We start from the raw sequence: 13,464 nt of genomic DNA, 5'->3' as shown, positions 1-13,464 counted from the left end.
GATTAGTACCTAAAAAAATGCACCCAGCAACAGATAGGCGCAATAGCAGGCCATGCCCATCACCAAAACACCTAGGATGGCAATGGTATTCCATTTCCCAAGCCTTAGGGCCTGGGCATTGAGCCTGACGGCCCATCGCGACTGCTGGGCCAAGATCCTGTCTGCCAGTTTCTGGGCCAGGGCAGAAAGCCTTGCCTCTGCCTCCGTCCCCCTTCCGCCCTTATTTCTCCTGTACCATCCCATCACCTACGGCTTTGCGACATCCTGGTTCAGCACCGTTTCCCAGCTCTGGATCAGAAACCCGTGCGGGTTGTTGTCCGAGCGCGATACGTTCCTCAAGAGCCCCTGGGTCACCAGTTTCCGCTCCACCGCCGAGGTGGAGCGGACCAGCTGCTGGGTGGCATAGCACCTGAAACGAAAGGGTTCCTGCTCCATATCGAGCTGTACCGAATCCACCACGATCGTCTGGGAGATGTTCGCCGAGACCAGGTTGGTGAAATATCCCCGCTCCTTCAGGTTGTCGTATTCCCTTTTTGCCGACCCGTCGGCCAGGTACAGCGCCTTTCCGATGTTCGAGGCGATCACCTTTTCATCCGGGTCCAGTGTAAAGAACCAGTAATGGAACATCTTGACATGGTCGCGGACCTCTACGGCCACATTGTCCTTGCGCTCGGCGGAAAAAGCCTCCAGGGACTTCCCATTCGCCAGGATATACACCTTGGCCGAGATCTCTGCACCATGGCAAAGCTCTTCCAGATCGCAAACCCTGATACCAGCACGCAGCCAACGATCAGAAAAAGGCTGAACCTCTTGATGTGCGAAAAGGCGGTATCTATGTTCTTGAATTGTGTAAACATGATTTCTACTTTAAATAAATCCCTTTTGAGTTTTTCTTTTTTGGGCCCTGCAACAAAGCCCAGCTTCCAGCCCAGTCCCCCAACAAAAAGCCCAAGCTATTTCCCGCTCAGCCTATCGTGCTGATGGGAACTGCCACCAGGTTTTCCGTCGGGAAAATAGTCCCCCTGCGACGCCCCTGCATAGCCCTGGCCCATCATCCTTGGTCCATTGCCGAGCGCATCGGCCGCCATGCCCATCCCCGCCGATCCCGCACCCACAGCAGACCTTGACGAGGTCGAGACCATCATGTTCACCTTCTGCAGGATCGTATTGCCGCCTCCGGCATGGACGATATAGTTGGCCACCGTCGGTACGCAGAAGTAGGACACAATGCCGATGACCATAAAGATCAGGTAGGCGACATCGGAAGGGGAAAAGAAGGTCTCCCCTTCAGAGCCGATCTGGGAGATATCGATCTTCAGCATGTTCGTGCGGGAGGCCTCGGTCGCATCGGTAATGTCCTCCATCGCCTGCGGGTCCAAAGGATTGCAGCGGTGCGTCCTGTTCAGGTCGTCAAAATTGATCACATAGAACTTAGGGCGGACGGCATAACTTCCAGCATATTTGAGCAGCTTGTTATAGGCGATCCTGGAAAGGTCATCGAACTTGAAGTCATAGATGAACATCGAAAAGCCCTTAGCGATATGCTGGTCGATGATATGGCGGATCAACAAAATAACTTTTACCGGCACCAGGGGTTCCAGCAACCAGAAGTCCCCGAAAGGGATTGATGATATTGATCCAGCTCTCCCTAAAAACCTTCCCCAGCCTATACCTGGCTGGCAGGTTAACGGAATATTCGTTCTCCAGCAGCCTTTCCTCCTGCGGAAAGGTCTCGTTCTCCTCGTTAAAGATATCTTTGTTCAGCCTGTCCTTGAGGAGCCTGGAAAGCTGTCCGCCACCAGTTAACATCAGCAAATAACCGGTGGAAGTCAAGCCAATATAAAACGCAGCTACAATAGTTCTGGAGCCCCAGGAACCTGGACCCATAAAAAGAAAACAAATCGTACTAGAAAAGTAAAGCAAAGCCCCAACCAAAATAAAAAAAATGGCATTCCTGAGCAATATCTTCTCATCCTTCTTTCCCTTGACAGCCACTAGCGAAACCACAAGCAATAGAAGTGCTCCCAGCTTCGCTCTCCAAAACCCATCAAATAGTCCAGTCCCTGCAATATTTGCAATGAGCCTGTCGGTAATTCCAGCCGTCAAGCCCCAGGCCGCAAAAGCCTGATAACAGCAGCTATAAAAATGGATCGCCAAAACAAAAATGCTCAGCAATCTGGTAAAGTCGATGATCTTGCGCAGCCCCTGTATATCTTCACCTGTATCCATGCAGTCAAGATCGATCAATAAAGGCATCGATACGTGACAATCCTGATGGAGATGGGCTACAGAATTATCTTGACAAAAGACTGCCCATTAACTTGAAAGGATACCGTAAAAAATGTAGACGCCCAAATTAAAAATGCGTTAAGGCAAAAGAAGAGTTCTTTGCGCTTGGAACAAGCATAAGGCTAGGCATTGCCCTCCAAAAGTTATTTTTCCACGAAACTGCCCTTTAACAATGGTCCTGTTACAATCTTTATGGAACCATCAAAATATTGGATCTTGATGGTGGTGATCCTCACCGATTCGATCATCTTTGAAAAAAAGAAGTTATCATAGCTATAGCTTCCGGTCTCATTGGGAAGTATCGGTCCGATCGCCTTTGCGGTTTTGGTTGCCACCGGATCGTCAACCGCATTTTCTGCCCTTACCGTGATATATAGATATTTGATCTTCTTTGTCGACATGTTCAGAAATGAGCCCCTAAAGCCTGTCACATAATCACCATCGCCATCACTGAGATTGATATGGAAATCTGCGATTCCAATCCCACTTTTCTTAGCACCTGTAAAGTCATATCGGATGAGCTTGTCTACAGTACAGTATTCCGGCCTGCTGCTTTTAATGCATTGGATGGAAAACCCGGGATAGCTTAGGATAGTATATACCTGCTCATCTTCTATTTCACTGAAAGGTTCCCCCAACAGGGCTATTATATCACTCCTTGTATACCCAAGTTCCGAAATCTCTTCAAAGTCCGATTGGAATGCGTAGGAATTTTGGTATTTGGTCTTGTTCATGGATTTCAGGGCCACAACAGCTGCTAGAGAATCCTTGGCAAATATAAGTACCGGTTGATAGGACAACGGCCTATAAAGCACCAGCGTACGGTTCTTGTCGGCGAGCACGTCCGAACAAAGATGTTTCTCACCTGTAAATTCGGTATACTGGGCAAGTGTTTTGACCTTGCCCGTGTCCGCCAAAGACCTGCTCCCGTCCGGATTAAATGGATAGAGCTTTCCCTGGGCCTTACAAAAGCATATGGTCACTGACAGCATCAGGGTCAAAGCGTATTTGAGAGTGTTCATTGAATTAATTTAGGAAAGTAAAGTTAAACAAATAAACAATTCAAAATATACGGTTTCCCACAAAGCAGACCCACATACCCGGCCTTCACTGACTTCCTTGCAAAAGTCCAAGTCCAAACCAAAAGGATAAGTAAAATAAACGATTGTTAAAACAGCTATATTCCATACTCCCGAGAATGTTCCTCTCCCGCTCTTTTCTTCCTCTTCTTCCCAATGACAGTTGGACCATCATAGTCCGCCTTTTCCAAAAGCCCATCCAACAAACCCTCTTCAGCTTTGCCCCGCTTCCCCCCAAGCCCCAAATCCTTCTCCAAGAAATCCATTGAAGTCTCTTTACGCAAATACTGCTTAGCCACATCTCGATCTGAAAACATTCCTACAACCGCTTTAGCCGCATACCCCTTCCCCAGATCGCTCCCATTAAAAACAGTCCGATGCCTATGGTCGATAAAGGTCAGCCCATAGACCAGCCCTGTTTCATTTCTCCTGAGCACCAAGGCCACCTGCTCTCTGGCCAGCTGCTTCACAAAGGTCTCTTTCCTGACAGCACTATATCTATCCATTACCCCATCGATCCTATCCTTTAGGCTTTCCCTAAAGGCTTTACGCTTTTCCCCATTTCCTTCAAACCGTTTTTCCAGCTCCTTCATCGTAGCACCTTTATAAAAACTGCTCGCCTTGAAAGGCACGCCTACTGGATTTCCATCAGAATCTGCAATCGAATACACCAGCCCCTTTTTCTCGAACATCACGCTGTCCTCAAAGCCCCTATCCACATGCACACCAAACTGCGCCAGCACAGCCTTGAATTCCGCAAATGAGGTATAGGCATAGTCCCTCATCACCCCCTTGGTGATATTGTTCAACTGCTGCTTGGTCGGCGCCCCGCCATACTGGGCAGTGCGGAGATAGGGTTCATTTTTCAGTCCCCTTCCCTGGGCTCTGATGAGCCCATATTTTTCTTCGATCTCCTTGCGCGCAGGTTCGGAAAGCCGCCAGCCGATCTTATTGATATCAATGGCCTTGCCATCCCGACCGATCCTGGTGGTCGCAATATGCAGGTGCGGATGATGGGCATCAAAGTGCTGGTAGGCGATATAGGGCTGCTCACCAAAACCGATGCGTTCCATGTACTCAGCAGCAATCTGTTGGAGCCTAGTCGCATCGAGCCTATCTTCTGCATGGAAGTTCAAGGTGATGTGCAAAGCATTCACCTTGACCGAGGGCCTGAGCTGGTTCAACAGCTCAAAGCGGTACAGCTTCTGATGGAAATTAAGTCCCTTGATTTCTGTGGCAAACCCACTGGCCAGCACAAGCTTTGCCTGTCCACTTACCACCTTGTTCTCATTGTAGTGCAGTATCCCGCGAATGGATCCCCCATGGTCTATTTTTGCAACCATCGCCCTGCAAGTTTGGAGACCAGGGCAAACAATCGCTCTATTTTCCCATCTACCTTCCTATAAAGTTCTACGGTCCTATCTGCATGGAAGGTCTTTTCTGCCTGGGACTTCACCGCATTGAAGTAGCGGGTCTGCTGGTTGATGTTGGTCCCTATCATCTTGAGCTCCTTTCGGATCAGCGCCAGTTCTTCCATCGGCCCGTTCAAGCTCACATCGCGGTAAAAGCAGTTGATCCGCTGTCTGGCCAGGGTCTTTCCTTACCACCTCGCCAATGGACCTGCAGTTGCTCTCCTGAAGCAATCTTTCCAGTCTTTTCTGCGTGGCGTTGTCCACCCTGATAATGATGGGATGGACCAAAAGCTGGTCCTGGTCTTTGGCTTTTTTTCTGGGCATGTTGTATTTTCCATCAATGATCAGTTCAGGCTTTGCGAGTTCCGAGCCAAAGCCCCTCGAGCTATCGAGGCAAGATATTTTTGTATACAAAAATCCATCTTGCTGCAAACAGGGGTTTGCCGTAAATCTTCCTGACACCTATGGAACAGGTTATATCTGTCAATTTTTTGAACGGTTTATAGATGTGTTTCTGAGCTGGGAAACTGGAAGAAATGACCTCAGCAACCGCCGGATTTTTAGGCGCATCTGGACAGCTTTAGGGCGAGGTCTAATACCTAACCTTAAAGAAGAGGTGTCATTTTTTAAGTTTGATCTTTCATAATCTTTAGGTTTGATTATCAAAAATAGAACAGAAAAAATGCAAGATCTGACAATCCTTATAAAGATGGTCAAGTACTTATTGTGTATTTCGGGAATACTATCCATGCCAGTACGTTCCAAGCTGTTCAGTAGGCAATATGGATTTGTAGCTTGACTCTTACCGCTCAGAGAATACCAGATTCTTGTTGCCCCTCTATTTCTCCCTTGTGAATAATCTTTGAGAATGCTCCTTTTGCTTTGCAAAAGCCCTTACGAGCTGCCAGAAGCACCCAAAGGATAACAGCCTAGAAACAGATAAGATGTCCGAGTTTGATTTTCTTTTTAAGCTGTGTTTCCTCCACCACGAATCGATTTCGACCATCAAACAACACCTTGTTGCAGAACAGGCTTAGATAGTCTTAAACCCCCTTAAAATCAGTCAATTGAACACTTTTTAGCGAAAATCAGTGCCAGTTTGCGGCGTTAGATGTGGCCAGTTTGCAAAAAAAGCAGTGGCCAGTTTTGGAATAATCTACAATATACCCAGATTCATTAAGATAATTGATACTCATTGGCATTTATATTGTATTTCAAATCCAATCTGTCCAAACCCCGTACCAATATCAGAAGATTGCATTATAAAAGGTCGTACGGTGGACAAATCAATATTGTTAACCCCTCACCACCGGTTTTAAAGTTGTCTGTAAATCTTTTATAATTAGCGCCCTACAGATTCTTCCATTTTTGGTTTACAGGGGTCAACAGATGTAGTTTATCCACCATTACCCAAAAACTTCTAACTGGAGCTTCATTTTCTCCCAGAGCCAATCATAAGCACCTTCTGGATTTAAAAAAAAATTAAAATGGCTTCGCTCACCCTTTTCATCAATACAGAACCCCTCCCATTGCCCATTAGAATCAAGAATTACACAAGCCCCAGGCTTTACACCATCATTAATAGCATACCAACGTTCCGGAACATTGTTTGCTTTTATCTTTTCTAATAGTTCTTCTAATTTCATGTTATTTTAAAAATTTAATGTACCCAAATTCTCTGAGATAATCAATTCCTGTTGGCATTTTATATTGCGTCCCAAATCCAATCTTCCCAAATCCTGGTCCAATGGAAGAAGACTGCATCATAAACGGTCGTATGGCCTGAAATTCAAAATAATCTTTTACTTCAATTTCATGTGGAAGAGCTCTCGCACTAAATGGCAAACCTACATCTGAGGCATAACGGCCAGTAGTTGGCCCATATCTACTAAACACCTGACCTTCCTTAGCCATCACATTGTTCCATTTCCCCAATGCTCCGCCATTGGGTGGATAATAATCGGCAAGGGTAGTAATGCCACCTTCGGCATTAGACCCTAAGGCCCGTGATGAAAATGTCTTACCAACGGCCGTTCCCCTACTACCAAGAGATGCGATAGCTCCTAATTCTCCAGCTAGCCCCAAAAATGCCACAGCACCAGCAGCATAGTTCTGATCCTTCCCGCTTTGGCAAGTGCACCTACCGAACCAAATGGCGTAAACATCAAGAATGACCCAACAACCCTGTTGAACATCCCCCTTAAAGTTGAGGCGTCGCCCAAAAGATCATCGCTATCGGTTTCCATTGGTCCCTTCCAATGATTGTCCATCCCATGTCGCTGCCGGATTTCCTTGACTTCGCTTTGCCTAAAGCGCTTCATATCTAATTGAAACTTGGCCCCTGGACCATATCTGCCCATATCAACATACATTTCATATGCCTTTATGTTATAGCCCTTGTTGATCAAAGATTGCTGATATGGTGTAGGATCATTCCCATCAGGGTCTATCATGGTCAATGGGTTATTTACCCCATAGCTATAAGGAGAATTAAGATTGTACTTTTCAGTTAATGCATCTACACCGGTCCATCTCCCCAGCATAGGATCGTACATTCTGGCACCAAAGTCATATTGCTCTAGGCCCAGCTCACCCTGTTTTTCCTTTCCACTTAGCTTATAGTTGTTCTGGATGCTGGGGCTGATCGAGTTACCTGGATCCATTTCCATTCCAAAAGCATAATAATCCTGTATCTGGATAACAGTGCCATTTTGCTTGACCGTAGCTCTGGTATTTCCCAAATGGTCCTGGATAAAATATTCATATTCATAATTAGCTCCAGGCACAGCTCTTCCCTCTTCGGTACGGATAAACGAAATTGTATTGTTGACATATTGGATACCATCTACATAATCGGTAGTATTAGACCCCAACTGTTTTTTCAGTTTTACACCATCCGCAGTATATGTAAAGTTCAACACCTCTCCCGTGCTCGATTTTGTATACGACTGAGGCAAGTCCATAAAATTATAACTGACATCAGTTATCAACAGTCTACTGTTCGTTTTTTGGTTGCCATTTACATCATAGGTAAAACTGTTAGATTGGGCAGCACTGCCTGCATCAGTTACCGTAGACAACCTGTTTCCAGCTTGTCCTGAGAAGTTATAGTCATAAGTAAGGCTATTAAGATAGCCGCTGGTGCTATTTTTCCTTTTTAGGGAGCTGACATTGCCCATTACATCATAGGCGATCTCCTCATTAAATTTATCTATTACTGATGATGTAGAATATTTTGCCAATTGTAGGCGATCCAATTTGTCGTATCCATTTACAAAATTTTGTTTGGCCTGCATCAAGCCAGGTCCCGATGGTACCATTGTCTGCCAACTTATACCCCCGACGTTTCCATTATATGCTCCAGCATTGTTTGCAAATAACACCTCAAGGCCAAAAACAGTTGTTGCACTTACCAGATCCGGGTCGTTAATTTTTGCCAGCCAACCCCTATCGTTATAACCGTAGTTCAGTTGCTGAAGAAATGACGCCCCATTATTTGTACTATGTAACGCCTTGTTTCTCACTTGTCCTATTTCATTATAACCAAGTTGGTTCAGGATTGTCTCACCTTGGTTATTGATATTTATTTTGGTCCTATACTTCCTACTCACATGATCGTACAGGTTGACTGCGGCTATAGTTGTGGTAGCTGCCAATGCCTGGTGGGTTCTTGTACTGGACATCAATTCACCAGCGAACGAATAGCTGTTTACTACCCTATCCTTGCCTGCAAGATGGTTGTCACTAACATATTCCAACAACCTTGACTCGGTGTCGTAGTACATCACCTTTAACAAGAATGAACCACTACCGATAATGTTTGTCCTAATTCCCGTAGGTAATCCTTTGAGCTGACTGCTTACAGAGACCGTAGGATTATAGCTACTATTATTCGTATAAAAAGCATAATCATCATAATAGTTCATTAAATGATATTGGACAATATTTGTCTTTGGTAACACATCATTCGTGTATCCAGTCCCCGTGCCATTAGAATTTGTGTTATCCCTCAACTCCCATATACGTTGTCCAAGACTGGTTTGGTTATCAACAAGCAATTGTAGGTCTGCCCTGCTTTGGCTTGCCCCCATATATATTCCTTTTACGACCTCTCTCCCCATTACATCATACTTCAGGAAAATCCACTGATTTGACGCCCTTAGCTTACCATCTTGGCTGAGTACGACCTGATTTAATTTATTGTAAACAAAATAGTCCCATTCTGTCTTGCCAGGAATCTTCTTTTCAATTACCCTATTACGACCATCATATTTATATCCATATATAAAATTTGTAAAAACAGGCTGGCTTTCGGTAAAACTTGTAATAGGTGATATCCCGTTTTCATTTACCGAAGGAGGTAAAATATACCTTAGATTATCATAATTATCATAAACATAATAGGTAGAAAGGCTTTTGGCATTGGTTTCCCAAACTCTTTTTAATATTAACCTACCCTTGAAGTCGGTAAACTCTTCAACAGTGCCACCTTTTAGGTCCGAGGGTTGCCAATTTTCATCCCCGATAATATTTTTATAGAGTTTAGCAACAGGGTAACTACTTGAAGAAGCACCCGAACTATTGACCGACCATAGCTTTACTGCATCAGAGGAGCTATTAACTTCATAGTCGTATTTGAATGTATGCCCATTATTGCTCGTAGCCACTGGCTGCCAGTCCTGACCCGCAAAACCACGTTCCTTTAATCTATTTAGCTCACTAAGCTCAATTTTACTGACCTCAAATGGAAAGTTCGTTTTTTTCACATAGTTATCCCATGACCCATTTGCATAGTAACTAGATTGATTGCTTAATGCAGTAGGCTTATAGCTGCCATCCGCACTTGATTGCTCGGCGTATGGAAGAAGTTTTTTTGTCTGCCTTCCATATGCATCATAAATCGAAACATTGACAACATCTTTTTTATTGGGACTTGCTTGCCATTTTATCGTCTGTAAAAGACGCCCTATCCCATCTACATATATCATGTTTCTGTTAGCCGATTCTACGGGGAGGCCAACAAGCTGGGAGCTTAAGGTTTTTCCACTTACTTTTACAGTGATCTCTTCTACGTAGTTTTTGTTCACTGTAGGTATCTGGGCAAATGTTGGGGCCACTACCAAAATGGTTATAAGGGCCGTAATGACATGTGTGATTTTCGAAATGGGGCCTAGACCATGGATTGTTGATTTTGTTCTCATATCAGATTCTCCTGTACATAAAGCATAATATAACTCGCAATTGGCATGGACATAAACTGTACATAAACACCCGTATCAAATGACGATCCCAGATAAAAATTATAGTTCCCAGTATAGCTGGTCTCATTGATACTTACATTATAGGTCCCATCCGGAATGCCACTAATTGTTCCCGAATCCATCAGCACATAGCTATAGACCTGACTAGTGGCAACATTTGTAAATACAACATTAAACTCCCTGAAACTAGGTAATGAATAGTCAAAAACAAAACTCGATCCGGTAGTACAGCTGCCATTGATATTGGCATAGTTCTGCCCATTTGCTGCAATATCGTCTAAAGCCAATTGGTTGGCCGCTGCAACATTTATAGTGGAGGTATATGTACCATATGGAACATAATAGCTAACCGTGCCCCCTGTTTCACCAGGCAAACAATTGTTCCTTGTAAAATTCTGTGTCTGTAGTGTATTATAATAAAGGGTTACACTCGGAGAAACATTGCCAAGATTGTAATTGAAATTCTTTACTATATATCCATTTTGGTCTTTTATGGTAACTAACCGTGAAAAGGATCATATTCAAAATATGTTGAATTGCCTTTTGCATCAATTTGGCTTATTTTTCCCAAAACCGGTGAATACGTAGCGGAGCTAACTTCAGCTGATGTTAGCCCCGACCTTACTGGGGCTAGGAAACTATTGACAGTAGCAGAAGTTGGGGAGACATTATTACGAAAATTATCTACTGCCGTTTGCCCTCCTAAAAGGGATACCACTGTACTTATATCAGCATTTTTGATTTCAGCAATCGGATAATGGCCTTTATTGCTGTAAACATAGGAGGTCTTTACCTGGGTAATAGGTGAGGCCATCAATATATTGCCCTTTATATCATAAGCATGATACTGTATTTCAGTTTCATAGGTCTGGGACAAGTTATCCAGCAATTGTACCGTTGAGGGAAGGTATATATTCGTAAAAAACTGGGCATAATTTATTTTGGTCCCTTTTGTTGGAACTGCATTCACCAGCTCCTTGGTCTCTACAACCGTACCCACCATGTTCTAATTCTGTCATAGCCTGATAAATTCCAAGTGGGTCGGACGGTGTACCGGCAATATCGGGGGCATAGACAATCCTGTTCTCGTTCAACACGCCATCACTACCCATCATTTGTACCCTGGTAGGTTGATAATGACTGGTCTGGTCATAAAAATTTTCAGAAACCTTGTTGATCGATGCACTAGGGCTATAATCAGTCTCGTACTTCTTTTTTAGTAACAGAAACTCTCTTGTGAAAGCATAGGCACTTACGATATAGGTCTTTTTGGACAGGTTTATATTCAAGGTGTTCAGTACACTTTTAAGTGCTTTGACATCTGTTCCAGTAATCTTTTGGTATTCGTAGGTTATTTGTCGTAGCAGGTTGTTTGCATTATCATAATATCTTTCCGCCAAAATATTGCCTCTCAAATTCATGTGTGAGGAGTTGGGCAAAAAAGTCTTATAGGCGTATGCTCCCTGGTTTCCACTGTCATTATATAAAAATGTAGAAGAAACATCCGGATAGAGGTCATAATTGGTAAATTGGTAGGCTATTTTGGAACCATCATCCGCTTTCTTGATAACAGTGGAATAACCAATACTATTATTATTGATATCCATAAGGTCATTAAAACTTTTCGCCCCAAAACGTTTGACTTCACTAATACAAGGATTGGTAGGTGACCCTCCAAGTACATAAAGAATATTGTTCTGATAATTGATCTGGGAATATTGTACCTTCCCGTATGATTGGTTAGTCAGCGTATCTCTATAGATGTATTTTTCTGTCTTTAGTACCTGGTTCTGGTCTTCATAGGAAATCTCCGCAACTCTTAACCCACCTGTCTTCACATTAGCGCTTCCGTCATTAAACTCATTAAGTTCGTAGGTAAACTTGGTAAGTCCACCCAAATTGTTTTCGACGGTTATCAACGTATTTGCCTTTGTGGTAGATAAGTCCGGGGCCTTATTGGCGTTGGGGAAAAACACGGTACCAGAATTGTTAACGTTAAAATAACCATAGTGGTCATAACTATCTGAATTGCGCTGGGGTAGATTAAGCTGAAAATAATTGAAACGGGCGACCCTTAAATTAACGTTGGTTAAGGATACCTGGTCAATTGCATCCAACCTCAGCCTTTGTACGCCACCCAGTCCAGTAAAATAACTGGTGTACAATTTGAATTTTTTTACCAATACATCATTGATATCCAAAAACTCAATAAAATCCAGTTTTCTTCCATTTGTAACATCTGTTCTGGAAGAATAGGTAAACTTTATTTGCTCAAGGTCGTTATATATTTTTTTTAGGATCAATTTGTTTAGGATAGATATCTCTGTGTTCTGGACAATCTCACTTGGAGGGATATTTGGAATAGAACATGCAGTTGGGGTTAAATTGACAACTTCGGTCCGCATTGAATTATAGTAGACCTCATTTACCTGTCCAATATTTTCATATTCTACCTTGAGCTTTTCATCGGAATTTGGTAGACTGACCTCTACCAAGTGCCAAGTTGAGGTATATTCTTTTGAACCCGATTCGTTTGAAAGCTTAACCCGTACTATCTCGTTACCTGAAACTGTTCCTAATGTATAGGATATCCCACTAGGATCTAAAATCACCCAAAACCCTGTTGTTTTATTATAACCTGCAGAGTTGTTGGCATAAGGGTTTGTTTTGAACTTGAAATTTGAATTGTTTAAAATCAGGGGAGAGCCATCCGGTTTAAGCACGAAATAGAAAGATCCTGAAGGAAGACTCACAAAAAACAGATCTGGCTCATTATCCCATTCATCTAAATACCCTTTATCAATAACATTAAAATTGTAGCTGGCAATATTGTCACCTCTATGATTCGCTCCTGCATAACCATCGGCCGATTCATCAGGCAACCCCCTCACTATTCTTGAGACATATCCAGCTGCTCCCATATTCCACCCAAGACCAACAGATGAGGCATAATCCTCGATCTTACTCCCAGTTCCTTTATAAAATACAGCGATAGATAAGTCTAAACCACCAGTAGTAATTGAGCCAAATGGTATTGTTACATTAAGCCCTCCACTATATAAATCAACAGAGGTATTACTGCCTACTTTCGAATATTCACCAGTCGATGATGGATAATAGGTCGATTTTGTTTCAAATTGTGCATATGACCCTAACGGAACGAACAGCAGCCATAATATAAGTCTATAGTAATACCCCATAATTCAGATTTGATAAAGACATAACATAAGTTAAACTAGCGGAATTTAGTTTTCCAATGTCGGGCCTTAATCAAACTTAAAGATTTAGTTATGAGCTTACAAATTTATTGTACCAAATGGTCCTATCAGTATATAAAACAATATCTACAACATATAATATCAAATCTAAGAACTTCTAAAACAGCATATTGGTATACGACATTATAATCACTAGAAGTTTAAA

Annotated in this window: 13 protein-coding genes; all 13 read right to left on the bottom strand. The window is 43.1% G+C overall.

The window, feature by feature from the left end; genetic code table 11:
* Positions 1-9: 9 nt before the first annotated feature.
* A complete protein-coding gene (locus ACFJIZ_RS03395) occupies positions 10-243 on the bottom strand; it encodes a hypothetical protein (RefSeq protein WP_379090658.1) in 234 nt (77 codons plus the stop codon).
* A gap of 3 nt (positions 244-246) precedes the next feature.
* Positions 247-717 (bottom strand): conjugative transposon protein TraK, encoded by a 471-nt coding sequence (gene traK / locus ACFJIZ_RS03390; RefSeq protein WP_379090656.1) that lies wholly within the window; start codon positions 715-717, stop codon positions 247-249.
* Positions 718-953: 236 nt separating this feature from the next.
* Positions 954-1,568 carry a hypothetical protein gene (locus ACFJIZ_RS03385; protein ID WP_379090654.1) on the bottom strand — a complete coding sequence of 205 codons (615 nt, stop codon included), beginning with the start codon at positions 1,566-1,568 and terminating at the stop codon, positions 954-956.
* Positions 1,534-2,229 (bottom strand): YWFCY domain-containing protein, encoded by a 696-nt coding sequence (locus tag ACFJIZ_RS03380; RefSeq protein WP_379090652.1) that lies wholly within the window; start codon positions 2,227-2,229, stop codon positions 1,534-1,536. Before ACFJIZ_RS03380 ends, ACFJIZ_RS03385 begins: the two co-directional genes overlap by 35 nt.
* A 203-nt stretch (positions 2,230-2,432) precedes the next feature.
* Entirely contained in the window at positions 2,433-3,311 is an 879-nt protein-coding gene (locus ACFJIZ_RS03375) for a hypothetical protein (RefSeq protein ID WP_379090651.1), read from the bottom strand.
* A 155-nt stretch (positions 3,312-3,466) separates the two neighbouring features.
* Positions 3,467-4,711, bottom strand: a complete 1,245-nt coding sequence (locus ACFJIZ_RS03370; RefSeq protein ID WP_379090649.1) for a relaxase/mobilization nuclease domain-containing protein — start codon at positions 4,709-4,711, stop codon at positions 3,467-3,469.
* A 75-nt stretch (positions 4,712-4,786) separates the two neighbouring features.
* On the bottom strand, positions 4,787-5,242 hold the full coding sequence (locus ACFJIZ_RS03365; protein WP_379090647.1) for a hypothetical protein: 456 nt from the start codon (positions 5,240-5,242) through the stop codon (positions 4,787-4,789).
* A gap of 944 nt (positions 5,243-6,186) precedes the next feature.
* Positions 6,187-6,426, bottom strand: coding sequence for a hypothetical protein (locus ACFJIZ_RS03360; RefSeq protein WP_379090645.1), 240 nt, complete (start codon positions 6,424-6,426; stop codon positions 6,187-6,189).
* A gap of 1 nt (position 6,427) precedes the next feature.
* Entirely contained in the window at positions 6,428-6,874 is a 447-nt protein-coding gene (locus tag ACFJIZ_RS03355; protein ID WP_379090643.1) for a TNT domain-containing protein, read from the bottom strand.
* Positions 6,856-9,981: a DUF6443 domain-containing protein gene (locus ACFJIZ_RS03350; protein ID WP_379090641.1), complete on the bottom strand. Its 3,126-nt coding sequence runs from the start codon at positions 9,979-9,981 to the stop codon at positions 6,856-6,858. Before ACFJIZ_RS03350 ends, ACFJIZ_RS03355 begins: the two co-directional genes overlap by 19 nt.
* Positions 9,978-10,514: a DUF5977 domain-containing protein gene (locus ACFJIZ_RS03345; RefSeq protein ID WP_379093871.1), complete on the bottom strand. Its 537-nt coding sequence runs from the start codon at positions 10,512-10,514 to the stop codon at positions 9,978-9,980. The genes ACFJIZ_RS03350 and ACFJIZ_RS03345 overlap by 4 nt, the downstream gene beginning before the upstream one ends.
* Before the next feature lie 26 nt (positions 10,515-10,540).
* Positions 10,541-10,930, bottom strand: a complete 390-nt coding sequence (locus tag ACFJIZ_RS03340; RefSeq protein ID WP_379090639.1) for a hypothetical protein — start codon at positions 10,928-10,930, stop codon at positions 10,541-10,543.
* Positions 10,920-13,241, bottom strand: a complete 2,322-nt coding sequence (locus ACFJIZ_RS03335) for a hypothetical protein (protein ID WP_379090637.1) — start codon at positions 13,239-13,241, stop codon at positions 10,920-10,922. The genes ACFJIZ_RS03340 and ACFJIZ_RS03335 overlap by 11 nt, the downstream gene beginning before the upstream one ends.
* Between the last annotated feature and the right edge of the window lie 223 nt (positions 13,242-13,464).

The sequence above is a fragment of the Pedobacter sp. UC225_65 genome, assembly GCF_042698365.1.
GTDB lineage: Bacteria > Bacteroidota > Bacteroidia > Sphingobacteriales > Sphingobacteriaceae > Pedobacter.
The sequence above is the reverse complement of the archived record's forward strand: the minus strand, read 5'-3'. Positions and strand labels throughout refer to the sequence as shown.